At 57.7% G+C, this 23,982-nt stretch carries 21 protein-coding genes; 8 read left to right on the top strand and 13 right to left on the bottom strand.

The annotated features are described in order from the left end of the window. Positions 1-129: 129 nt before the first annotated feature. From H1Y61_RS11620 to H1Y61_RS11605, 4 genes are all read right to left on the bottom strand, one after another. The gene (locus H1Y61_RS11620; protein WP_041696536.1) at positions 130-396 is read right to left on the bottom strand and encodes an usg protein; all 267 of its coding nucleotides are present in this window, start codon (positions 394-396) and stop codon (positions 130-132) included. A gap of 233 nt (positions 397-629) precedes the next feature. Further along, positions 630-1,460, bottom strand: coding sequence for an ABC transporter permease (locus H1Y61_RS11615; RefSeq protein ID WP_180572703.1), 831 nt, complete (start codon positions 1,458-1,460; stop codon positions 630-632). Further along, a complete protein-coding gene (locus H1Y61_RS11610; protein WP_180572702.1) occupies positions 1,457-2,260 on the bottom strand; it encodes an ABC transporter permease in 804 nt (267 codons plus the stop codon). The genes H1Y61_RS11615 and H1Y61_RS11610 overlap by 4 nt, the downstream gene beginning before the upstream one ends. 94 nt (positions 2,261-2,354) lie before the next feature. After that, positions 2,355-3,131: an ABC transporter substrate-binding protein gene (locus tag H1Y61_RS11605; protein WP_180572701.1), complete on the bottom strand. Its 777-nt coding sequence runs from the start codon at positions 3,129-3,131 to the stop codon at positions 2,355-2,357. Between the two features lie 288 nt (positions 3,132-3,419). Between H1Y61_RS11605 and H1Y61_RS11600 the strand changes: the two genes are divergently transcribed. Beyond that, on the top strand, positions 3,420-6,053 hold the full coding sequence (locus H1Y61_RS11600; protein WP_180572700.1) for an OmpA family protein: 2,634 nt from the start codon (positions 3,420-3,422) through the stop codon (positions 6,051-6,053). 47 nt (positions 6,054-6,100) lie between these two features. Here the strand turns inward: H1Y61_RS11600 and mobB are convergent, their stop codons facing one another. The 4 genes from mobB to moaA all read right to left on the bottom strand — a co-directional run bounded on the left by mobB (position 6,101) and on the right by moaA (position 9,369). Further along, entirely contained in the window at positions 6,101-6,628 is a 528-nt protein-coding gene (gene mobB / locus H1Y61_RS11595; protein WP_180572699.1) for a molybdopterin-guanine dinucleotide biosynthesis protein B, read from the bottom strand. Beyond that, positions 6,615-7,256, bottom strand: a complete 642-nt coding sequence (gene mobA, locus H1Y61_RS11590; protein ID WP_180572698.1) for a molybdenum cofactor guanylyltransferase MobA — start codon at positions 7,254-7,256, stop codon at positions 6,615-6,617. Before mobA ends, mobB begins: the two co-directional genes overlap by 14 nt. Positions 7,257-7,371: 115 nt before the next feature. Then, a complete protein-coding gene (locus tag H1Y61_RS11585; RefSeq protein WP_180572697.1) occupies positions 7,372-8,265 on the bottom strand; it encodes a DMT family transporter in 894 nt (297 codons plus the stop codon). Positions 8,266-8,367: 102 nt separating this feature from the next. Next, complete coding sequence (gene moaA / locus H1Y61_RS11580) at positions 8,368-9,369, bottom strand: GTP 3',8-cyclase MoaA (RefSeq protein WP_180574493.1); 1,002 nt, start codon at positions 9,367-9,369, stop codon at positions 8,368-8,370. 332 nt (positions 9,370-9,701) lie between these two features. Between moaA and H1Y61_RS11575 the strand changes: the two genes are divergently transcribed. Continuing rightward, on the top strand, positions 9,702-10,067 hold the full coding sequence (locus H1Y61_RS11575; RefSeq protein WP_180572696.1) for a gamma-butyrobetaine hydroxylase family protein: 366 nt from the start codon (positions 9,702-9,704) through the stop codon (positions 10,065-10,067). A 48-nt stretch (positions 10,068-10,115) separates the two neighbouring features. On the opposite strand, the gene H1Y61_RS11570 is transcribed toward H1Y61_RS11575, so the two are convergent. Together H1Y61_RS11570 and H1Y61_RS11565 are read right to left on the bottom strand one after the other, a co-directional pair. Next, entirely contained in the window at positions 10,116-11,183 is a 1,068-nt protein-coding gene (locus tag H1Y61_RS11570; protein ID WP_071206728.1) for a GGDEF domain-containing protein, read from the bottom strand. A gap of 183 nt (positions 11,184-11,366) precedes the next feature. Next, a complete protein-coding gene (locus H1Y61_RS11565; RefSeq protein ID WP_180572695.1) occupies positions 11,367-12,971 on the bottom strand; it encodes a fumarate hydratase in 1,605 nt (534 codons plus the stop codon). A 211-nt stretch (positions 12,972-13,182) separates the two neighbouring features. On the opposite strand from H1Y61_RS11565, the gene H1Y61_RS11560 reads away from it, so the two are divergent. After that, the gene (locus tag H1Y61_RS11560; protein WP_180572694.1) at positions 13,183-13,518 is read left to right on the top strand and encodes a hypothetical protein; all 336 of its coding nucleotides are present in this window, start codon (positions 13,183-13,185) and stop codon (positions 13,516-13,518) included. Here the strand turns inward: H1Y61_RS11560 and fumC are convergent, their stop codons facing one another. Next, positions 13,519-14,910: a class II fumarate hydratase gene (gene fumC, locus H1Y61_RS11555; RefSeq protein WP_180572693.1), complete on the bottom strand. Its 1,392-nt coding sequence runs from the start codon at positions 14,908-14,910 to the stop codon at positions 13,519-13,521. A 395-nt stretch (positions 14,911-15,305) separates the two neighbouring features. Here fumC and H1Y61_RS11550 point away from each other — a divergent pair, with 395 nt between their 5' ends. Then, entirely contained in the window at positions 15,306-17,150 is a 1,845-nt protein-coding gene (locus H1Y61_RS11550) for a L,D-transpeptidase family protein (protein WP_180572692.1), read from the top strand. 65 nt (positions 17,151-17,215) lie between these two features. On the opposite strand, the gene H1Y61_RS11545 is transcribed toward H1Y61_RS11550, so the two are convergent. After that, the gene (locus tag H1Y61_RS11545; RefSeq protein ID WP_180572691.1) at positions 17,216-17,929 is read right to left on the bottom strand and encodes an HAD family hydrolase; all 714 of its coding nucleotides are present in this window, start codon (positions 17,927-17,929) and stop codon (positions 17,216-17,218) included. Positions 17,930-18,150: 221 nt separating this feature from the next. Here H1Y61_RS11545 and rpiA point away from each other — a divergent pair, with 221 nt between their 5' ends. From rpiA to H1Y61_RS11525, 4 genes are all read left to right on the top strand, one after another. Continuing rightward, positions 18,151-18,849 carry a ribose-5-phosphate isomerase RpiA gene (gene rpiA / locus H1Y61_RS11540; protein WP_180572690.1) on the top strand — a complete coding sequence of 233 codons (699 nt, stop codon included), beginning with the start codon at positions 18,151-18,153 and terminating at the stop codon, positions 18,847-18,849. A gap of 139 nt (positions 18,850-18,988) precedes the next feature. Beyond that, positions 18,989-19,582, top strand: coding sequence for a DUF2059 domain-containing protein (locus H1Y61_RS11535; protein ID WP_180572689.1), 594 nt, complete (start codon positions 18,989-18,991; stop codon positions 19,580-19,582). A 227-nt stretch (positions 19,583-19,809) separates the two neighbouring features. Next, a complete protein-coding gene (gene gor / locus H1Y61_RS11530; protein ID WP_180572688.1) occupies positions 19,810-21,198 on the top strand; it encodes a glutathione-disulfide reductase in 1,389 nt (462 codons plus the stop codon). 196 nt (positions 21,199-21,394) lie between these two features. Then, positions 21,395-22,771 carry a class II 3-deoxy-7-phosphoheptulonate synthase gene (locus H1Y61_RS11525; protein WP_174110705.1) on the top strand — a complete coding sequence of 459 codons (1,377 nt, stop codon included), beginning with the start codon at positions 21,395-21,397 and terminating at the stop codon, positions 22,769-22,771. 150 nt (positions 22,772-22,921) lie between these two features. On the opposite strand, the gene H1Y61_RS11520 is transcribed toward H1Y61_RS11525, so the two are convergent. Beyond that, complete coding sequence (locus tag H1Y61_RS11520; RefSeq protein ID WP_180572687.1) at positions 22,922-23,428, bottom strand: hemerythrin domain-containing protein; 507 nt, start codon at positions 23,426-23,428, stop codon at positions 22,922-22,924. Positions 23,429-23,982: the final 554 nt, after the last annotated feature.

Below are 23,982 nucleotides of genomic sequence, written 5' to 3'. Positions count from 1 at the left end.
TCCAGCCGCATGATCTCGGCCCGGCATTGAAAGTCAATGGCAAGGCTTATGAACAGGCGTTTGGCGTGAGGGTCTACCGGCTCATGGCGCGTTTGGCAATATTGCCAGCTTGCGCGCCGTAATCGGCTGTCAATGCAGGATGAATTCGCCTTTCAGAGCGCGCCATTCATTGGCGGCAATCAGTTTCCGATGCACATAGCGCACCGAATGCAATGGCCCATCCAGCTTTTCCTGCCAGAATTTCAGAAAGCCGCGCATTTCCGGAAAATCCGGGGCCAGATCGTAATTCTGCCAGATGAAGGTTTGCAGCAGGTTTTGGTGATCAGGCATGCGGTAGAGAATTTGCGCTGTGGTCATGCCATAGCCTTTCAGCATCATTTCCATATCGGAAGTCATGCCAGATTTAGGTGTGTCGTCATTCCTGATGTCAGTGTTCATGGCAACCTCGTTTCGTTCCCATTCTGATCCCGGCGAACAGGTTCACCCTGCCCGTCGCGCATCGGTTCGTCCGATACAAGAATGGTTCCATGCGAGGCTTAATCGAGGCTTAACAAAACCGTCATAAATGACATTTCGAAATAAAAATCATATGGTTAGCAGCGTATTGCCCTGAGTGCTGCCAACATGTGTCATCGTTTGAGATGGCGCGTCAACCGTATCTCGATGGCGGCCCAGCCGTGGCGCAGAATCTCGACGATGGCGAGATAGAAGATCGCTGCCCAGAGATAGGTCTGGTAGTCAAAGGTGCGCGAGAAGGCGTAGCGGGTCTCGCCCATCATGTCGAGAACGGTGATGATCGACAGGATGGCTGAGCCCTTGACCATCAGGATGATTTCATTGCCGTAAGGCCGGAGCGCGACGATCAGCGCCTGCGGCAGGATGATTTTCCAGAAGGTGACGGTGCGCGGCAGACCTAGCGAAGCGGCACCTTCATGCTGGCCGCGTCCAACGCTGCGGATCGCGCCGCGCAGGATCTCTGCCTGATAGGCTGCCGTGTTCAGCGACAGTGCTAGCAACCCGCAGTACCAGGCGTCGCGGAAGAACCACCAGAGACCAACAGCCTCGAATTCCGTCCGGAACCCGCCCAGGCCGTAATAGACCAGAAACACCTGCGCCAGCAGCGGCGTACCGCGAAAGACATAGACATAGGCATAGGTTAGGGCATTGGCCAGACGGTTTTTCGACATCCGCCCAAAGGCGATCGGGATAGAGAGGACCGCACCTGCGGCAATCGAGATGACGACGATGCTGAGCGTCGTCCCAAGGCCAGAGAGAAAACGCGGGCCGTATTTGATGAATTTATCCTGGTCCCAATTGCCGATCATCATCGCCAGCAGGCCAAGGCCGAGCAAAGCCCAAACCAGCAGCAAAGATCCGCCCAATACTCTGCCAGGGGTGACGCGATGCTCATGTCTTGGCGGGGCAGGGCGCGGTGGGATCAGTTCGAGACTGTGGCTCATCTGTTCGCCCCCGACTGTTTCGTCCAGTTTTCGATATAGCCGATGGCGATGGAGGATAGGATTGCCAGCAGCAGATAAAGCGCACAGGCAATCGTATAAAACAGAAAGGCTTCCTTGGTGACACGAGCGGCAATGCCGGTCTGGCGGATAATGTCGGAGAGGCCGATAACCGAGACCAGCGCGGTATCCTTCAAAAGGTTCATCCAAAGATTGACAATGCCGGGCAGGGCGATGCGGATCAATTGCGGCACGATCACCAGCAACATGGTCTTGGTGCGCGACAGGCCGATGGCAAAGCCCGCCTCATATTGACCGGAGGGAATGGCCCGGAATGCCGATTGCAACACCTCGGCGCAATAGGAGGAAAACACCAGAGCCAGCGCGATCATGCCTGCAAAAAAGGCGTTGATTTCAACCCGTTCCTCAAACCCCATGGAGGCGAGCACGGACTGGATCAGGATCTGCGAGCCGTAATAGACGATGAACAGCGTCAGGAGTTCAGGCAGGCCGCGAAAGATCGTCGTGTAGATCGCGGCTGCCTGACGCAACATGCGCTCGCTGCTTTGGGTGGCAAGGGCAATCAGAAAGCCGATCAGCAGGCCGAAAGGCAGCGTGGCTGCGGCCAGCGTGACTGTTACCTTGAAGCCGAAACCGATTTCATCGCCCCAGCCCGCATCGCCGCAGGCCAGAAGAGTCCCGGATGCAAACCAGGTGAAGATCCCGGCGCTGCCGCAAAAGGGATCGAAAATCTGCGAAACGAGCGCCCAGAAGGCGTCGAGCGCGGAAGCAAGTCCGCCCATTTAGCCAATTCCCCTTGCGGTCTTTGCCGCATGTTTTTGTTTTGTCTGTTGTGCGTGATCCGGGCAGACCCGGATCACGCCGTCTTAAACCGATTTATTTGTCGCCGTAAACGTCAAAATCGAAATATTTGGCATTGATCTTCTGGTAGGTGCCATTGGCACGAATGGCGGCGATGGCCTTGGTGAAGCGGTCAGCCAGAGCGGTTTCGCCCTTGCGAACAGCAATGCCTGCACCCGGACCGTTGATGGCTTCATCGATCGGCAGCGGCGTCAGGATCTTGCAGCAGGCACCCGCATCACTTTTGACCCATTGCGTCAGCACCACGACATCGTCGATGACAGCATCGATGCGGCCATTGGTGATGTCGAGCTTATATTCGTCGGCTGTCGGGTAAAGCTTCAGCTCAGAACCGGCCATATGTTTTTCAGCATAATTGGCGTGGGTGGTAGCGCTCTGCGCGCCGATGGTCTTGCCCTTCAGGTCTTCGACGCTTTTGGCGGGCGAATCTTTCGGTACGGCGATGGCTGGAGGAGTGTTGTAGTATTTCTTGGAGAAATCCACCTTTTCCAGACGCTCGGGGGTGATCGACATCGACGCGACGATGGCGTCGAATTTCTTCGCCTGCAAGGCGGGGATGATGCCATCCCAATCATTGGTCTTGAAGGTGCATGTCACCTTCATTTCTTCGCAAAGCGCCTTGGCGATATCGATGTCGAAACCGGTCAGCGAACCGTCGGCTTCCAGGCTATTGAAGGGCGGATAGGCGCCTTCCGTGCCAATAACGAGCTTTTCTTCGGCCATGGCGCCACCGGCAAACAATGACAGGGCAGTAAGGGAGGCGGCGGCCAGAAAACGGGTAGAGATACGCATGAGATCCTCTCTGTTGGTTGCCATGCGGGATGGGAGTGTCCCGCTGGCGCAGGTGCCGGCCATTTCTTTGAATTTTCGCCGGAACGTTTCGTCAGTTTTTCCGTTTTTGCGGAAATTGCAACTGCTAATGCTAGCCACTCCCCGCCTCATATCGTGAACATGCTATTCACCCTTCGTTCATTCCAACCCAGCCATCTTCCTGCCTAGAATCCGGCGTGTAAAAGCACGTCGTTTATGAACCGAATTCAAGAACAACGAGGCAAAATGCCTCAACTGCGAGGAAAACCCATGGCAGTACAATCCAGGATAACGGCATCGGTGCTGATTGCACTTGCAAATCTCGTTGCCGCACCATCCTTTGCCGCCTCTTATACTTCCGACACTCTCGTAGAAGGCCAGGATATTGCTGGCCGGATGCGGGCTATGTCGGCTGGCACAGCACTTGACGGTCACGGGATCGTGCTGATGGCCCAGGCCGAGCCGCCGCCGGAAGAGCTGCCGAAGCAGAAAAAGAAGGGGCCGCCGGAAGAAGGCAAGCCGGGTGAGGAACGCCCGCCTGAGGCGACGAAACCGCCGAAGGAAGAGAAGCGCCCTGAGGCGCCGCCCGCCCGTACTGAGGCCGCCCCACCTTCCCGTGTAGAAGCGCCTGCCAGAGAAGAAGCGCCTGCTCAACAGACCAGGCCAAAGCCTCCGGCGGGAATGGAGACTCCTTCCGCCGAGCCGCCACCACAGAAAAAACATGAAAAGCCGATGGAGCCAGCGATAGAGCCACAAAAGGCTGCCCCGCCGCCGAAAATGGAGCCGCCGAAAATGGCCGAGCCTCCAGCTGAACCGCAAGAAAAACCGGTGAAGCCGAAGAAGAGCGAAGCTCAGCCGCCCATGCCTCCTGCCGGTGAGCCGAAAGGCGCACCTACGCCGCCCGTTGGTGATCGCAGCATCGTACCTCAGCCTGGTACGCCGCAGCCCGGTACGCCAAAGGGCGAAGCGCAGCCCGTGAAACCGGAAGAACAGAGACCGGCTGGCAAGAAGCCGGGTCAGAACCCTGCTGCTCAAAATCCGGCTGAACAAGTTCCGGCTGGAAAAGCCCCGGAAGGCCAGAAGCGTCCAAATCCGCAAGCGGAAGGTCAAGCCCCAGTAGGTCAAGCACCGGTAGGCCAACCACAGGAAGGCCAACCACAGGAAGGCCAAAAGCCGCAAGCTCCACGGCCAGCCGAACCGGAACCGCAAGCCAAGCCCGAACCCAAAACGACACCTGAACCTCAAGTAAAGCCGGTTGCGCCTAACGCGCCCGCTGAGCCACCTTCGGGCAATCCGCCAGCAGGCAAGCCTCCAGCGCCTCCGGTTGCCGAACCGTCATTGCCGGGTGGGCCGAAGACGCCTGCCGAGGCACCGGGCGTACCGAAGGCGCCGCAACCGCCCGTTCAGCCTGGCGCGCCTGCCGCACCACGTGCCGATGCTCCCATGCCGCCACCGCCCGGTCCCGGCAATGATGAGGCTGGCAAGCCTCGTCCTGCTCTGTTGCCGCCAATGAACGCCACACAGTCTCGTGAGCAGGGTGGTCTTCCCGGTCAGGGTGGAAAGGGCGGGGCTCCTGGTCAGGGTGGTCAAGCTGGACAAAATGGACAGCCGGGTCAGCCTGGACAACCCGGTCGTCCGGGAGCGCCTGATAATGCCGTGAATGATCAGCAATTGCGTCCGCAATTGCCACCGCAGGAACAGGCACCGTTTACGCCGAAGGAATTGCAGCGTCTGCGGGCTTTGGCTGACAAGCCGTCGCAGACCGATGAAACTATCATCCTGCCGGTGGATCGCGGTGCGCCCGTGCTCGATAGCGACAAGGACAATAACTGGCGTCGTGGCATGTCCGATGATCAGTTGCGCCGTCTGCGTCAGCAGGCCGATGACCAGGACCGCTACGCAATTCCCGAAAGCGATGCGCAGGCCCAGCAGGACTATTACGGCAACCGTCCGCGCCCGGATATCCGGATCGAATCCATCGATCAATATCAGGGCCGCCGTCTGCGCGATCAGCCGCAATTCATCTACCCTGACGATGTCCGCGTCGAGCGTAGCTTCGACGATGACCGTGAGGTGATGGATTACGGTGGCCAGATCGTTATCCGCAGCGACGATAACCGCCGCTTTGCCCAATATGGCCGCCCGCCGGTCTATGAGCAGGTGGATCACCAGCGTGTCCGCATCACCGTCTTCAAGGAAAACGGCGATCGGATTGTCAGCCTGCGCAATCGCTATGGTCAGTTGATCCAGAGGTCGCGCATCGATGCCAATGGCGAGGAATATGTGCTGTTCTATTCGCCGGACCTCTACAGCGCCGACGACGACCGCCGCGTTGTCTACCGCGATCCGGGTGCGGATCTGCCCCCGATGCGCCTGCGGGTGCCGCTCAATGACTATATTATCGATGTCGGCGGTTCGCCCGACCGCGATTATTACAAGTTCATGGAGCAGCCGCCGGTGGAACCTGTCGAGCGTGTCTATACGATTGATGAGGTTCGTAATTCCGCCCGTATCCGCGACAAGATGCGCCGTATCGACCTTGATACCGTGACGTTTGCGACTGGTAGCGCCGATATTTCCATGAACCAGGCTGGCACCTTGAAAAAGGTTGCGGATGCCATTGTACGGGTGCTGAAGGACGATCCGGGCGAAACCTTCCTGATCGAGGGCCATACCGATGCCGTCGGTTCGGCTGAGTCGAACCTGGTGCTGTCAGACCGCAGAGCTGAGTCGGTCGCCAATGTCCTGACCCAGGTTTACGGTATTCCACCGGAAAACATGATCACGCAGGGCTATGGCGAGCAGTTCCTCAAGGTGATGACTTATGGGCCGGAACAGCAGAACCGGCGCGTCACCGTCCGCCGTGTCACTCCGCTGGTGCGGCCGGTGCAGGCGGCACGCTGATCACACTCGGATATCATCGATGCCGCCGGAGCGATCCGGCGGCATTTTTATTTGCAAAGACCGGTAGCCGAGGCGATGAAATCGGCAATTGCCATTGTGTCGTCGAGATCGAAGACCGGCAGGTCTGTGCCGTTGATCTGATGATCGGCAGCGATTGCGACGATATGCGGATCATCAGGGGCAAGTGGCGCGCCGTTCTTTGCGTCCAGGCGTCGCGCCTCGATTTTCGGGATGGCCTCGCGTTTATAGCCTTCGATCAACACCAGATCGCAGGGTGTCAGCCGGTGCAAAATGTCATTGAGACAAGGTTCGGGGCTTCCCCGCAGCTCATGCATGATGGCAAAACGCGTGCCTGAGACAATGGCGACTTCCGCCGCACCGGCCTGACGGTGCCGGTAGCTGTCGGCACCCGGCTTGTCGATATCGAAATCATGATGGGCGTGTTTGACCGTGGAAATCCTGAACCCACGCTGCGTGAATTCGGCAACCAGCCGCTCGGTCAGCCCCGTCTTGCCTGAATTCTTCCAGCCGGAAATGCCGAATACCCTTTGAGGAACGCGATCATTTGATGTCATGAGACAGGGCCTTGAGATAGATTTCCGCCCGGGCTAGATCATCCGGGCTGTTGACGTTGAAAAATGGATCAAGCGGGCCGTGCGTGGTGTCAATCGCTTGAAACTCAACCTCTATACACTGTTGATCCTGAACAAAGTGCATGAGCTTGCGATTATCGGGCGTGTTCAACCAATCCTCGATTGTCTCCTTCAACGCGACCGGCCAGAGGCCGACGACCGGGTGAACACGTCCGAGCGACCGCGCCAGCACGACGGTTTGTTCGTTCGCTGCCATAGACAGTAGACGCCGCGTCAGGTCGGCGGGAAGGAAGGGCGTATCGATGGGGGCGACCAGCACATGGCTGGAGGATGAGACTTGCCGGGCAAACCGCATGGCGCTGGCAATGCCCGCCAATGGCCCGGCATAACCGCTGATCGCGTCGCCGATTCGGGGCAGGCGGGTGGCGAGGGTCGGGTCGTTGCTGTTGACGGCGAGACTGCCGACCTGTGGTGACAGCCGGTTGGCGACATGGTTCAGCAGAGTAAGGCCTGCCATAACAGTGGTTGCCTTATCCGCGCCCATGCGGCGCGACAGTCCACCGGCCAAAATGACGCCGGGAAGGTCGGTTGGTGTTGCCGTGGCTCCCATGGCGTCCCCTAGTTTCAAACCGCTAGTGCATCGATCCAAACGGAGGCTTCAGCCGAGTTTGGATCGATGCATAAACAAAAAATGAGTGCACGAAAGCATGAACGAAGTGAATGCGTCAGTGCACTAGCGCGCTGGCATCGCGGATTTTCCGCAGCCGTTCACGGTGGAACGTATAAAGGCCCGATCCGACCACAACGGCCATGCCCAGCAGCATCCAGGGGTCCGGCCATTCATGAAACACCAGAATGCCAAGGCCGATGGCCCAGAGCAGGCCCGAATAGCGGAAGGGTGCGATGAATGAAATGTCTGCGGTGCGCATGGCGAGAATGATGCATTGATAGCCAATGAACATCAAGATAGCGGCACAGACCAGTATCCCGAAAGACGGAAGGGATAGCGGCTGCCAGCCACCCTGGAACGGGATGAGCGCCGCGCCTGCCAGCCCGTTTCCGGCAGCGGTCATCAGGGTAATGACGATGGAGGGCGTGGCCCTGTCGATCCGTGTCGTCACCAGATCGCGGGTGGCGGCGAAAAACACGCTGCCCAGCACGTAGAGCGCCGACAGGGTAAAGCCTTGCGGGCCGGGCCGGATGATGATCATCACTCCGATAAAGCCAGCGATAATGGCAAGCCAGCGTCGCCAGCCGACCGGCTCGCGCAGAAACACCGCAGCACCAAGCGTGACTGCCAGCGGCAGCGATTGCAGGATGGAGGCGGCATTGGCGAGCGGGATGGCAGACAGGGCCGTGAGATAGGTGATCGAGGCCAGAATCTCACACAGCACGCGGGTCATGATCAGCGGATTGCCGAGCAATTTGGGGGACATCACGGCTCGGGCCTGACGGGCGATGCAATAGACCAGAAGCGTGGTCAGCGCGCCGCGCACCAGCATGATCTGTCCAACGCTCATCACCTCGGTCAGCGATTTCGACAGGGCGTCGTTGATGGTGAAGCCAGCCATGGCCGCCGCCATGAACATAGCGCCCTTCATATTTCGGGTCAGCACCATCGAGTAAAAGCTTTCCAAACAGTCCACCCGGCCACTTTGCCCGGAGTTAGATGCGGTGTTCTATCCAGAAAACCAATAGATGCAAAGGTTTGAAAATACCTGTTAACCGCCGGTGACGCTCATATGGCGCGACACGGCAGGGCGACGGGTGGTGCGGTCGATGATGAAATCATGGCCCTTGGGCTTGCGCAGGATTGCCTCATCAATCGCCGCAGACAGCAGCGTGTCATCCTCGCTGGCCCGCAAGGCGGCCCGAAGATCCGCCGCATCGTTCTGCCCGAGACACATATAGAGCGTGCCGGTGCAGGTGAGGCGAACGCGGTTGCAGCTCTCGCAGAAATTATGGGTGAGGGGGGTAATCAGCCCAAGCCTGCCACCGGTTTCCTCAACATGCAGATAACGGGCCGGGCCGCCAGTCTGATAGTCGAGATCTTCGAGTGTGAAATGCTCTGCCAATCCTTGACGGACCTCGGAAAGCGGCAAGTACCGGTCGGTGCGGTCCTCGTCGATTTCGCCCATCGGCATGGTTTCGATCAGCGTCAGATCCATACCCCTGCCATGGGCAAACCGCATCAGATCGGGAAGTTCTTCCTCGTTGAAACCTTTCAGGGCGACCGCATTGATTTTGATGTGGATACCCGCCGCCTGGGCCGCATCGATACCTTTCATGACCTGAGCGAGGTCTCCCCAGCGGGTGATGGTATGGAATTTCTGCGCGTCCAGCGTATCCAGCGAAACGTTGATGCGGCGCACGCCAGCATCGGCCAGTTCGGCTGCGTGGCGCGCGAGTTGCGACCCATTGGTGGTCAGCGTCAATTCCTCAAGCGCGCCGCTTTGCAAGTGGCGTGACAGGTTGCGGACCAGGAACATGATGTTCTTGCGCACCAGCGGTTCACCACCGGTCAGACGCAGCTTTCGCACACCCTTGGCGATGAAGGCACTACAGAGTCGGTCCAGCTCCTCCAGTGTCAGCAGGTCCTTTTTCGGCAAAAAACTCATGTTTTCCGCCATGCAATAGGTGCAGCGGAAATCGCAGCGGTCCGTCACCGATACCCGCAGATAGGTGACGGCCCGACCGAAGGGATCGATCATTTTGTCTGGCATCTGCACTGGCTGTAGACCGGTATGGGCCTGCAAGGCCTGATTTTCCTGTAAGTTTGGCGCCAGCTGGTGCAGGCGGGGGGCATAATCCAAGCGAACCTCCATGATTGCTCACTAATCTGGTGCGCGCATTGCGATCCGTCAAGCAAGGCAACAGTCTGGACGACTGGAATAAGTTGGATCGGACTGAATCGGGTGATACAGCATCAGACCGAAAAGTGCGAAGCGGTTTTCGGATCATCTGATGCGAAGAAGAAAATGATCAGACCGAAAAGTGCGAAGCGGTTTGCTCGGATTGTGTTGCATGCGGTACTTTAAAATATGACAGGGAGAATGTGGTGAGCGAAGTTTGGCCGAAGGAAATCAGGGTGTCACCGGATCGGCGGCTTTTGACGCTGGTTTTCGATAATGGGGAAAGCATCAGTTTGGCGGCGGAAATGCTCCGGGTGCTTTCACCGTCCGCAGAGGTGCAGGGCCATGGGCCGGGGCAGAAGATCACCGTGCCCGGCAAGCGCAATGTGGCGATTGCCAAGCTTATTCCGACCGGCAATTATGCGGTACGGGTCGGTTTTGACGACGGCCATGATACCGGCATCTTTACCTGGGCCTATCTGCGTGAGCTTGGGCAAACCGGTGAGACGAAGTTTGGGGAATATCTCCGCGACATGGAGGCAAAGGGCCTGTCGCGCGACAAGCTTTAGGTGCTCTTCAGACGCTGATACGAGCCTTCGTATCAATCGTAAAAAGACTCACCCCTTGTAGATCAGCCAGCCCTTGGCGAAATCCTTGCGCATGCCCGGTTCAAACGGCCTGCTGCAATTGCGCCCGGCATTCTTTGCGCAGTAAAGGGCGATATCGCTGCGGCTATAAAGTTCGCCGGGGTCCTGGCAATTGGCGGCCAGGGCAAAGCCGATGGAGACCGTGACCGGACCGTAATTGACGCCGGTGCGGGAGTTGCGAAACAGGGTGTTTTCCAGATTGGTGCGGATGCGTTCGCACAGCCCGAAGACTTCGGTATCCGGCATGCCCTCAACGATGATGGCAAATTCCTCACCACCCGCCCGTGCCACGAAGGCATCACGCGGTGCATTGGCGCGGATGACGCCAGCAACGGTTGCCAGGATCTTGTCGCCAACCGGATGGCCAAATGTATCGTTGATCTTCTTGAAATGGTCGATATCGATCAGCATGAGCGACGTTGTCGTCAGTGTCGAGGGATAGTTGAACAGACCGGCCATCCGCTCATCGAAGGCGCGGCGATTGGCAAGCCGGGTCAACGAATCGGTATTGGCGATCCGCTTGTATTCGTCCAGTTCACGCCGCACGGCATCCATTTCAACGGATTTCTGGGTAAAGCTTTCCGCCGTCTTTTCGCCATGGGCCAGCGTATCGTCCGTTGCCCGCGTCAGGAGTGCGATGGCATTGCGCAGCAACTCGACACTGCCGCTGCTCTTGGCATTGATGCGGGAGCAGGTCTCATCCAGCAGCTTGTTATAGGTCTCCAGCGAGCTTTGCTCCTGCTTCATCAGCCGCAGCAGATTGTCCAGTTCCGAAACCAGCCTTGAATGGGCATTTTCGATAATGCGGTTGGAATTATGGCCGAAAAATTCCTCGGCAATCCGGTCGAGGTCATCCTGGGTGGCGCGGCTTCCAAGAGCGGTGACCCTGCGGGTCAGAACCGGGTTGGACCCGATATAGGCCTCATAGAACAGCTCATAATTTCTTGGCAGCGGCGAAATGCCCATGGAGCGCATCGCAAAGGAAATTTGCGTTGCGATATCGAGCCCCTGCGATCGCGCCAATGTTGCGGTGTTCATCCTGCTAGCCCCATCCGATAATCCCCACTCAGGATTAGGGCTGAATGGTGAGCAAATATTTAAAACAATAAGTAAAGAACGCCGGTAATTGTAAAATTGATATTTATTATATGAAAATCCACAGTAAAATATCGTAGACCACGTGCAAAGCCAAATTGTTGCCTTTGCACGTGGATTAAACGATCAGAGGTTGAATTCCTGGAAGAAATCGTTGCCCTTGTCGTCAGTGACGATGAAGGCCGGAAAGTTTTCGACCTCGATCTTCCAGACGGCTTCCATGCCGAGTTCCGGATATTCCAGCACTTCAACATGGCGGATACAGTCCTGGGCAAGCCGGGCTGCCGGGCCACCGATGGAGCCGAGGTAGAAACCACCATGGGTCTTGCAGGCTTCACGTACGGCGCGTGAGCGGTTGCCCTTGGCCAGCATGACCATCGAACCGCCAAACGACTGGAACTGGTCTACATAGCTATCCATGCGGCCAGCCGTGGTTGGCCCGAAGGAACCGGAGGCAAAGCCTTCCGGCGTCTTGGCGGGACCGGCATAATAGACCGGATGGTTTTTCATATAGTCCGGCATGCCTTCGCCGTTTTCGAGCCGTTCGCGGATCTTGGAATGCGCCAGATCGCGGGCGACGATGATCGTGCCGGTCAGCGACAGCCGGGTCTTGACGGGATGCTTCGTCAGTTCGGCCAGTATGGCGCTCATCGGCTGGTTAAGGTCGATGCTGACCGTGGAGGAGGAGAGGGCGGCCTCGTCGATATCAGGCATGTATTTCGACGGATCGGTTTCCAACTGCTCGATAAAGATCCCGTCGCGGGTAATCTTGCCCATTGCCTGACGGTCGGCGGAACAGGAGACGCCGAGGCCAATCGGCAACGAGGCGCCATGGCGCGGCAGGCGGATGACCCGCACGTCATGACAGAAATATTTGCCGCCGAACTGGGCGCCGACGCCGAGCGATTGCGTCAGCTTGTGGATTTCCTGTTCCATCTCGATATCACGGAAGGCATGGCCGCTTTCGGAGCCTTCGGTGGGCAGGCCATCGAGGTAACGGGCCGAAGCGAGCTTGACCGTTTTCAGGTTCATTTCCGCCGAAAGCCCGCCGATGACGATCGCAAGATGGTAGGGGGGACAGGCTGCCGTGCCGAGCGACAGGATTTTGTCCTTCAGAAAATCGATCATCCGGTCATGGGTCAGCAGCGAAGGCGTGCCTTGATAAAGGAAGGTCTTGTTGGCCGAACCGCCGCCCTTGGCCATGAACAGGAATTTATAGGTATCCTCGCCCTCTTCATAGAGGTCGATCTGGGCGGGCAGGTTGGTCTTGGTGTTCTTTTCCTCAAACATCTTCAAGGGTGCCAACTGCGAATAGCGCAGGTTACGCTTTTCATAAGCATCGCGCACGCCATGGGCCAAGGCTTCATAATCGCCGCCATCCGTCCAGACGCGGCGGCCCTTCTTGCCCATGACAATGGCCGTGCCGGTATCCTGGCACATCGGCAGCACGCCCCCTGCAGCGATATTGGCGTTTTTCAGCAGGTCATAGGCCACGAAACGGTCATTGTCGGTCGCTTCCGGGTCCTGGAGAATGGAGGCCAATTGCTTGAGATGGCCCGGACGCAGCAGGTGGTTGATGTCGGAAAGCGCGGTTTCGGCCAGAAGCCGCAGGCCCTCCGGTTCGACCACCAGAATGTCCTGGTCCTTGAAGGTTTCGACCGAGACGTAGTCGGAGGTCAGTTTGCGGTAGGGAGTCGTGTCTTCGCCAAGGGGAAAGAGATCGTCAGCCATCGAAGGAGCCTTTTTGCCAAACGGATTTTCGGCATTTTGTCTAGTTCGGCGACGCGCAGTTTGCAAACGATTCTAAAGTGGAGGTTGCGGCGCAACATTTTGTTTGGAATTTAAAATTCCAGAGCCACTTTCAATGCGCGTTTAAATTTTGGTTATTTTAAATTGCTCGTTTTGAGCTAGGGTTTTCCTGACGTCAGGAGAGAAAGAAGCCATGAGCAGCTTTATTGCTACGGGATATAAAGGCGGAAATTCCGACTATAAAAAACCCAATGGATTCGGTTTGAAAATCCCCAAATATGCGAGGGATGATTATTTTGAAAGGTCGGACGGGTTCGTTCAGTTGCAGCTGAAAGGAAGAGAAAAACCTATCGAAGTTAATATCGACAAAAACTCCTTTTGGGGTGATTGTCGAGAGTTGATACATCGAGAAATTGGAAAATGGCTGATCGAAAATAATTTTGCACCATGGCAAAAGAGGCACCCTCCAAAATTTAAAATGACTCGGAGGGAGCCGCGTTTATTTGATGTCGAAAAAATCGACGATTGATCACTTCGGCCCGATCATCAATTCCGGCCGGACATACTGATCAAATTCCTCATTGGTCAGATAGCCGCCGCCGACAGCTTCCTCGCGCAGGGTGGTGCCGTTCTTGTGCGCGGTCTTGGCAATCTTGGCGCAGGCGTCGTAGCCGAGCTTGCTGTTCAGCGCCGTCACCAGCATAAGCGAGTTTTCGACGCCCTTCCTGATATTGTCTTCGCGGGCCTCGATGCCAACGACGCAATTGTCGGTGAAGGAGACGGCGGCGTCGCCGAGCAGCTGCACCGATTGCAGGAAGTTATAGGCCATCATCGGGTTATAGACATTCAGCTCGAAATGGCCCTGGCTGCCTGCAAAGGTAAGAGCCGCGTTGTTGCCGAAGATATGGGCGCAGACCTGGGTCATCGCTTCCGACTGGGTCGGATTGACCTTACCGGGCATGATCGAAGAGCCGGGTTCGTTTTCCGGAAGGGCCAGTTCGCCAAGGCCAGCACGCGGGCCGGAGCCAAGAAAGCGGATATCGTTGGCGATCTTGAAGCAGGCAGCCGCCGCCGCATTGATCGCTCCATGGGCAAACACCATGGCGTCATGGGCGGCCAGCGCCTCGAACTTGTTGGGTGCGGTGACGAAGGGTAGGCTGGTAATCGCGGCAATCTCTTCGGCAACCTTTTCGGCAAAGCCGATGGGGGCATTCAGCCCGGTGCCGACAGCGGTGCCGCCTTGCGCCAGCTCATAAAGGCCGGGAAGCGTCAGCTCGATCCGCTTGATGGAGGAGGCGACCTGTGCGGCATAGCCGGAAAACTCCTGTCCGAGTGTCAGCGGCGTCGCGTCCTGAGTATGGGTGCGGCCGATCTTGATGATGTGCTCAAAGGCCTTGGCCTTGGCATCCAGTGCCGCATGCAGATGCTTCAATCCCGGGATCAGATGGTGCACGACATATTCGGCTGCCGCGATATGCATGGCGGTCGGATAGGTGTCGTTGGACGACTGGCTCATGTTGACGTGGTCATTGGGATGAACAGGCTTTTTCGAACCCATCACCCCGCCCAGCATTTCAATGGCGCGGTTGGAGATCACTTCATTGGCGTTCATGTTGGATTGCGTGCCGGAGCCGGTCTGCCAGACCACCAGTGGGAAATGATCGTTGAGCTTGCCGTCGATCACTTCCTGCGCGGCCTTGATGATTGCTTCACCAAGCGTCGAGTCCAGACCGCCGAGCGCCATATTGGCACGGGCCGCCGCCTGCTTGACGATGCCGAGGGCACGCACCACTGGCAGGGGCTGCTTTTCCCAGCCGATCTTGAAATTACCCAGGGAACGCTGCGCCTGCGCGCCCCAATATCGATCGCTGGCAACCTCGATAGGGCCAAATGTATCAGTTTCGGTACGGGTGGCAGTCATGATGTGTCTCCAGCTGATGGTCTGAATAGGCAATGGCTCCGTTGACCGGCAGGATGACGGTCGCCGTAAAACATGACGCTTTGATACATGTTTTCGCGCCTGCGTCAAAGCATACCGGTCTTAGACAGGTTCGGTTGTCCAGTCGCGGTAATGTCATCAAAGTTTGGTGGAAGAAAGGACCTCCGGTTACTGAATTTTAACCAATTCCCGGCTTAACCTTGACGTCGTGTTAACCATGGCTGCGCGCTGATCGGTCACTTAAAGTTGACCCTCTGCTTTTCAAGCATTTTAGCATGGTTAACTTTCCAAAGCCGATGCAATCGGCTAGGGAACCGGCTAATATTCGGGGATTGATTTCGAATCCCGACCTTGACCTTTCTGAATGGGGAAAGCAGTTGCAGAAACCTTCACTGAACCGGGCGCTGATTGCAGTCCTCCTGACCACGTCCACGGTTGTGGCCGCCCTGCCGCAGACGGCGAGCGCCACCACCCTGATGGATCTGCTGCGTGGCAGGTCGGAGGAACGCCGCCAACCAGCGCCGGCGGAAATCATTCCCCAGGCCCAATTGCGCGATCCAGAGCCGATCCAGAAGGTCGCCGCACCTCGTTATTATGCCTATAAGGCCGAGAACAAGCGTGCGATCTCCATCAAGGCACCGGACATGCCGATCCCGGTTTTCGGTGAAGACCATGCCCTGGCCGTCGCCCATCTCGCCATGTCGCAGGTTAAGGTCGAAGCCACGCCCGACGTGGCGCAGGCTGTGGAAAACTATTATAACAACAAGGGCGCTCTGATCTGGGCCAGCGATACCGCCATCACCGACAAGGCGAAGTCGGCGATTGCCGCCCTGGCAACGGCGGATACTGCCGGGCTTGAGCCAGCCGATTATGCGGTGAAAGTGCCTGATGGTCTCGACACAATGCCCGAAGACGCCCGTCGCCAGGCGTTGATGGCCTTCGAACTCAACCTGTCGGCCAAAATCCTGACCTATGTTCAGGACACAGTACGCGGCAGGCTCGATCCGAACCGCATTTCAGGCTATCACGATTTCAAGCGCAAGACCGTCAATCTCGATCCGGTGCTGGATCTGGTGCATTCGAGCCCGGATATCGCCGCCTATCTGCATGGCCGCGATCCGGCCAGCCCGCAGTTCCAGGCGCTGAAGGCTGAGCTTGCCAAGTTGGTGGCAGAGGCCAATCAGCAGCAGAGCAAGCCCGTCAAGATCAATCTGACCGGCGTTTTGAAGCCTGGCGGCAGCAATCCTGAGCTTGCCAATATCGTCGAAGGCATCAAGACCTATGGCAGCGACGCGCTGAAGACCGAGCATGCGCTGACGCTGACCGACTACACTGGCACGCCTGAATATACGCCGGAACTGGTGGCGCTGGTCGAGAGCTACCAGAAGGAACGCGGTCTGAAACCGGATGGCGTCATTGGCCAGGCAACGGTCCGCACCATGGTCGGACATTCGAATGCCGAGAAGATCGAAAAGCTCGTGGTTGCCATGGAGCAATTGCGCTGGTTGCCTGCCGATCTGGGGCCGCGCTATGTGTTCATCAACCAGCCGGCTTTCGAGGCCTATTATTTCAACGACCGCCAGCAGCAGATTGCCATGAAGGTCGTGGTCGGTGCGCCGCAGCACCAGACCTTCTTCTTCCAGAACATGATTCAGACGGTGGAATTCAACCCCTACTGGGGCGTTCCGCGGTCGATCATTGTCAATGAAATGCTGCCCAAGTTGCGCCAGGACCCGAGCTATCTCGACCGTCTCGGCTATGAAGTCAGCTACAAGGGCCGCAAGGTGGCCTCTTCGCAAGTCGATTGGTACACAACAAGCGATGTTGATGTGCGCCAGCCGCCAAGCAGCGACAATGCATTGGGCGACCTGAAGATCCTGTTCCCGAATGCCCATGCCATCTACATGCATGACACACCGGCGAAGAGCTTCTTCAAGCGCGACATGCGCGCGCTCAGCCACGGCTGTGTGCGTCTTGCCGAGCCCCGCGTCATGGCCGCAGCCGTGATGGGTACGACAGTTGAAGACATCGATGCACAGATTGCCTCCGGCCAGAACCGCGCCGTGCAGGTGCCGCAGAAGTTCCCTGTTTATGTCGCCTATTTCACTGCCTGGCCGGATAAGGATGGAGTGGTTCGCTATTACGACGACGTCTATGGCCGCGATGAAGCGACCCGCAAGGCCTTCGACGTGACATCGACCTCGCGCGGCGTGCAGAGCTGATAAACTTTAAGCACAGCGTATAAGCAAAAGGCCCGGTTGATCCGGGCCTTTTGTGTTTTGGGATTTCAGTTGGCCTTATTGAGGAGCCTGTCGACCAGATCCAAGGTCAATTCATCGAAATGCGCGATGATCACATCGGGATCGAGGTCGGCGACCGGCACGTCCGAATAGCCGAAAGGCACGGCAATGGATGGGATGCCGGCATTGCGCGCCACCAGAATGTCGTTGCGGCTATCGCCGATCATGATGGCCCGGCGCGGGTCACCACCGGCCTTGGCGATCGTGCCGAGCAGATGACCGGCATCGGGCTTGCGCATCTCGAATGTATCACCGCCGGTAATGGCGGCGAACCGGTCCGTCAGGTTCAAGCCCTCAAGCAATGGCCGGGCAAGGCCCTCCATCTTGTTGGTGCAGACCGCCAGCCTGTGGCCTGCCGTGTCGAGCCGCTCTAGGGCGTCCAGCAGGCCGGGATAGGGCTGGCTTTTGCCGGGAATATTGTCTTTGTAATGGTCGATGAACCGTTCAAGCAGGGGCTGGAACGCATCTTCGGAAATCGGCCTGCCGCGCAGGCTGAACGCCCGCTCGATCATCACCCGCGCGCCGTGTCCGACCAGATGGTTGAGGTCATCGGCCTCCAGCGGCGCCAGATCGGCAGCGGCGATGGTATGGTTGAGGCTGGCGACGAGGTCCTCGGCCGTATCGATCAGGGTTCCATCCAGGTCGAAGACAAGAGTGGCGGGGGCGGCGTTGATTGCTGGGGACACGGGCTGACTTTCCATGATTTGCACTTTAAAGCCTTGGGTTTCGGGGGGCAGGGCTAAGGTTTTTCAGGGCGGAATGCAAGATTGGACGGCGTCGAAAGGGGCTTTCGTTTGGCTTGCGACCCGTGTAAACAGCGAGAACTTTCTGCGGAATGCTTGGCAAACCGACAAGGTTTGCTTCATTGACCGGCAGTTTCGAAAGGCCTTGGCCGAGTGTTGCAAGAGGAGTTGCGGGCAGCATGGACGTTCGTCAAATGAAGATCAAAGCCGCAGAGCTGGCTTTGTCTTATGTCGAAAATGGGATGCGGCTTGGCATCGGCACCGGTTCGACCGCAGAGGAGTTCGTGCGGTTGCTGGCTGAAAAGGTCGCCGACGGTTTCAAGGTTCAAGGCGTGCCAACGTCGGAGCGCACCGCAAGGCTTTGCCTGGAACTGGGCGTGCCGCTGATGTCGCTCGATGAATTGCCGGAACTGGACCTAACCGTCGATGGCGCCGATGAGCTTGATCGTCACCTGACCTTGATCAAGGGCGGCGGCGGTGCGCTGCTGCGCGAAAAGATCGTTGCTGCCGCCTCGTCGCGGGTGATCGTCATTGCCGACGAAACAAAGCTGGTGGAGACACTCGGCGCTTATCCGCTGCCCATCGAGATCAATGGATTCGGTGGCATTGCAACCCGGATCTCTATCGAAAAGGCTGCCGCCAAACTGGGCCTGTCGGGGACGATTGGCCTGCGCATGTCTGGTGACGATCTGTTTATGACAGATGGTGGGCATTATATTCTCGATGCTTCTTTTGGCCGCATTCCTGATGCAGTGGCCCTTTCTCAGGCATTGCATGCTATACCCGGGGTGGTGGAGCACGGTCTGTTCATCGGCATGGCATCGCTGGCCGTCGTGGCCGGCCTGGATGGTGCGCGGGTGATCGAGCCTGTGGCGTGATTGATACGGCGTGATAGCCGGATGGTCATGGTCTGGCGCAAGTTCACGTCACGGCCATGTGCATCGATAATACCAATATGACAATTCGGCGCTGCCGTTGGAGGCGAGCGCTGGGGACACAAACAGGAGCATGAGTTTTATGAGCAAATATCAGGGTCTCGGTCGCCTTAATCTCGGTCACATGGTTGCCGGTGCGGTTATCGCAGCTTCGCTTCTGGCTGGTCCGGCCGCTCGCGCGCAGGATGTGACGGATGCGCAGATCGATACTGCCCGTCAGGCCATCACGGCGCTGGGCGTTACCAATGTATTCGACAATATCCTGCCGAATGTCGCCGCTCGGTTGAAGGCACAGCTCATCCAGGCTTATCCAAACCTTGAAGACCAGATCGACAAGACTGTTGACCAGCAGGCCATCGCGTTGGCTGCCCGCCGTGGCGATCTCGAAAAGGAAGCGGCAACGGTTTATGCCAAGTCGTTTACTCAGGAAGAGTTGAAGCAGATTGCGGCATTCTTCTCCAGCCCGGCTGGCAAGAAGCTGATCAAGGACCAACCGGTCGCCAATCGTGAGCTTGGCAAGTCCGCCGATATCTGGGCTGCCGGTGTGGCGCGTGATCTCGAAAAGAACACCAATGATGCCCTGGTCAAGGTGGCCGGTGCACAGTTGAAGGCGCAGATGCCTGCTTCCGAACCGGCTGCGGCCCCGGCTGCTCCAGCACCCGCCGCCAAGCCTTGATCTGATAATACCGATTGAAGAAAAGCCCGGACTTGGTTCCGGGCTTTATCGTTGGGCCGGTCGGGAATGATCCGGCGGCATTCCGTTGTTGTTGTGATTATCCATTCCCATATAGGGGATGGATGATTTTATGGTTTTTGGCCAGCGGTCATCATTGTTCGCCAGTCCGGCCGATCTACTGAAATTTTCGAGGGACGCTTTGGCCGTCCGTCTTGCGGGAGTTTTCCATGTCATCATTCGATTATGATCTGTTCGTCATCGGCGGCGGCTCCGGCGGCGTGCGCAGCGCCCGGCTTGCGGCATCCATGGGCAAGCGGGTGGCGATTGCCGAGGAATACCGATTTGGCGGCACGTGCGTCATCAGGGGCTGCGTGCCGAAAAAGCTGTTCGTCTATGCATCGCAGTTCCACGAGCATTTCGAGGATGCGGCGGGATTTGGCTGGACGGTGGGCGAAAGCCGTTTCGACTGGAAAAAGCTGATCGCGGCCAAGGACCAGGAAATCGAACGTCTGGAAGGCCTGTACAGAAAGGGTCTCAACAGCGCCGGTGCGGAACTGATTGAGAGCCGTGCGGAGCTGACCGGTCCCAATCGCGTCCGTCTGCTGGCGACCGGACGGGAAGTGACGGCCGAGCGGATCATCATAGCGGTCGGCGGCTCTGCCAATGCGCATACCTCCTTGCCGGGGCACGAGCTATGCATCACCTCCAATGAAGCCTTCCATCTGGAGACGCTGCCCCGCTCGATCGTGATTGCCGGTGGCGGTTATATCGCTGTGGAATTTGCCAATATCTTCCATGGTCTCGGCGTCGATACGACGCTGATCTATCGCGGCAAGGAAATCCTGTCGCGCTTCGACCAGGATATCCGCCGTGGTCTGCACCAGGCCATGGAAGCCAAGGGCATTCGCATTCTTTGCACGGATGTGATCGAGGAAGTCGAGAAGATGGCCGCAGGTGGCCTTTCCGTCCGCACCCGCAACAATGGGGTGATTTCGGCTGAAACGGTCATGCTGGCTTTGGGCCGCGATCCCTATACCAAGGGGCTTGGTCTTGAGACGGCGGGCGTTGCTGTCAATGAGCGCGGCGCCATCATCGTCGATCAATACTCACGCACCAACGTGCCGGGCATTTTTGCATTGGGTGACGTGACGGACCGGGTGCAGCTGACACCGGTGGCGATCCATGAGGCCATGTGTTTCATCGAGACGGAATACAAAGACAATCCGACCTCGCCGGATCACGACCTGATCGCCACGGCGGTCTTTTCGCAGCCGGAAATCGGCACGGTCGGCATGACCGAGGAAGAGGCAGCCCGCACGTTCCCGGAGATCGAGATCTACAAGGCCGAATTCCGGCCGATGAAGGCCACCCTGTCGGGACGCACCGAAAAAGTGATCATGAAGCTGGTCGTCAATGCGTCTGACCGAAAAGTGGTCGGCGCCCATATTCTGGGTCATGATGCTGGTGAAATGGCGCAATTGCTCGGCATTACCCTCAAGGCTGGCTGCACCAAAGATGATTTTGATCGCACGATGGCCGTGCATCCGACCGCGTCTGAGGAGCTGGTCACCATGTATAACCCGAGCTACCGGGTCAGGAATGGCGAGCGGGTTTAAAAATCACCAATCCCCCTTAAGATACAGGGAGGCAGGTTACTGCTTCCCTGTTGTCAAAAATCCTTGCAGCGTGGTTTTCACCTATGGAAGGCCGATTTGACAGCAAGGTATTGCTTTTCAAGCTTCCATTAAGCGTTTATAAGCCGCCAATCCGAGCGGCCCGCAGGCATGGCCGCGTTTTGTTTAGGTGAAGACGATGGCGCAGAATTGGACCCCGACAAGCTGGAGGCAGAAGCCGATCAAGCAGGCTCCGGCCTATCCGGACCAGGCCGCATTGGCCGCAGCAGAGAAAAAGCTTGCCACCTATCCGCCGCTGGTCTTTGCAGGTGAAGCGCGCCGGTTGAAAAAGGCGCTTGCCAATGTGGCTGATGGCAATGGCTTCCTGCTTCAGGGCGGCGATTGTGCCGAAAGCTTTGCCGAACACGGCGCCGACACAATCCGCGACTTCTTCCGCGCCTTCCTGCAGATGGCCGTCGTCCTGACCTTTGGCGCCCAGCTTCCAGTCGTCAAGGTTGGCCGCATCGCTGGCCAGTTCGCCAAGCCGCGCTCGTCGGATTTCGAGCGTCAGGGTGATGTCGAGTTGCCGAGCTACCGTGGCGATATCATCAATGGCATTGATTTCACCGAAGAGTCCCGCGTTCCCGATCCGCATCGTCAGTTGATGGCCTATCGCCAGTCAGCCGCGACGCTGAACCTGTTGCGCGCTTTCGCAATGGGTGGCTATGCCAATCTCGAAAACGTTCATCAATGGATGCTGGGTTTCGTCAAGGACAGCCCGCAGGCAGAGCGTTACCGCAAGCTGGCCGACCGGATTTCCGAGACCATGGATTTCATGAAGGCGGTCGGCATCACGGCGGAAACCAATGCCAGCCTGCGCGAAACCGATTTCTTCACCAGCCATGAAGCGCTGCTTCTCGGCTATGAAGAGGCGCTGACCCGCGTCGATTCGACATCTGGCGATCATTACGCCACATCAGGCCACATGATCTGGATCGGCGACCGTACCCGTCAGGCTGATCACGCCCATATCGAATACTGCCGCGGCATTAAGAACCCGCTAGGTCTCAAATGCGGCCCGTCGCTTCAGGCTGACGATCTTCTCAACCTGATCGACATTCTCAATCCGCAAAATGAAGCGGGTCGTCTGACGCTGATCTGCCGCTTCGGCCACGACAAGGTTGCTGACCATCTGCCGCGCCTGATCCGCGCAGTGGAGCGGGAAGGGCGCAAGGTCGTATGGTCCTGCGATCCGATGCATGGCAACACCATCACGCTCAACCACTACAAGACCCGGCCCTTTGACCGGATCCTGTCGGAAGTGGAAAGCTTCTTCCAGATCCACCGGGCCGAAGGCTCGCATCCAGGCGGCATCCATATCGAGATGACCGGCAACGACGTGACCGAATGCACCGGTGGCGCACGCGCCGTTTCCGCTGAAGATTTGCAGGATCGCTACCATACCCATTGCGACCCGCGTCTCAATGCGGACCAGGCGCTGGAATTGGCCTTCCTTCTGGCCGAGCGCATGAAGGGCGGACGCGACGAGAAGCGGCTGAGATCCGTCGGGGCCTGATCGTTTAGGCTCAAACCAAAAACCCGTCACTGCACGAACTACCTCCGAAAGTTGGATATTAACCTGGGGCAGTTCGTGGAGGGACGGGTTTTTTATTGTCCAAAGAGAGCGGCACAGTCACCGTTGGGATCAACGGCAAAAGCTTAGCCTTCAGGATAGCTGGGTTTCGCCGATCTGGCAGAGGATGTGCTCTCTCTCGAAGGCGATATGGCGTCGTAGCCCTTCAAAGAAGCCACGCAGCATATAGCCCACGGCCTCCATGTTGACTTCGCGGCCGCTGCCGAGTTTGAGCAGGGCATCCGTCAGTTCCTCGGCAAAACACTCATCTTCGCAATGCTCGAAGCGCAACCGGTTCAGCGTCTCGTGCATGCCGATGCTGCTGCGTGTCGATGTTTCGAGCCAGGGAAACAGGATGCTTTCCTCATAGTGATGGACGCCCTTGATCAGCGGGGTCAGCGCCTTGGCCGCGTAGATGCATTTCTGCCGATTGATAGTGTTCGGCAGCGAATCGGCGATCTCTTCCAGCTCGGCGCACAGCGCCATTTGCTCCCCATGGGCATGATGCAGCCATTCCAGACTGGTCTCACATGGCGGCAAAGCAAGGGTCCGAGCGTCTCTGGTTTTCGGAAAATCCGTCTTGTCCAAATTGCTCTGCATTCCGCATCTCCTTCTATTGCCGGCCCGGCACATGCGTAGGGCGTTATTGACAAGCGCGAAGGTGTGAGCCACATCTCCGCCCTGCACGAATGCCGAATATCTCAAATGCATCAAAGGCTTGAGATGTCCGGAAATGAAATGCCAGGGCCATTTTTAAAAGAGCCATGGTCGTCGGTCGCAGCGCCGGGCGCTGAACATGGCAATGCGGCATCGTGCAAGGGCGCGAAAAATCCCGCCTTGATGACCGTTTCCCGATCAGAATGCATCACGCGCACTGAAAGGGTCACTCATGAAACGCCAGAGAGCCTTTCCAGGCCATCCGTTGCTCCGCCGCAACTGCCGGTTCGCAATGTCTCCGCATCGGATGCTTGTCCGATGCCTGCGACACAATGCCATTGCCGTCCTTTATATATCGCCGGCTTTGCATGGACTGCCTTGATTTGAATCAAGGTTGCAGAGGCTGCGGAATGTCAAACAGAGACTCGACGCAGAAGTCTATCCATCCGGCAGGCGGCATGGCGCGGCGAGCAAGACTGCTTTTCCTCGAAATGCAA

The organism is Agrobacterium vitis, assembly GCF_013426735.1.
Lineage (GTDB): Bacteria > Pseudomonadota > Alphaproteobacteria > Rhizobiales > Rhizobiaceae > Allorhizobium > Allorhizobium vitis_D.
The sequence above is the reverse complement of the archived record's forward strand: the minus strand, read 5'-3'. Positions and strand labels throughout refer to the sequence as shown.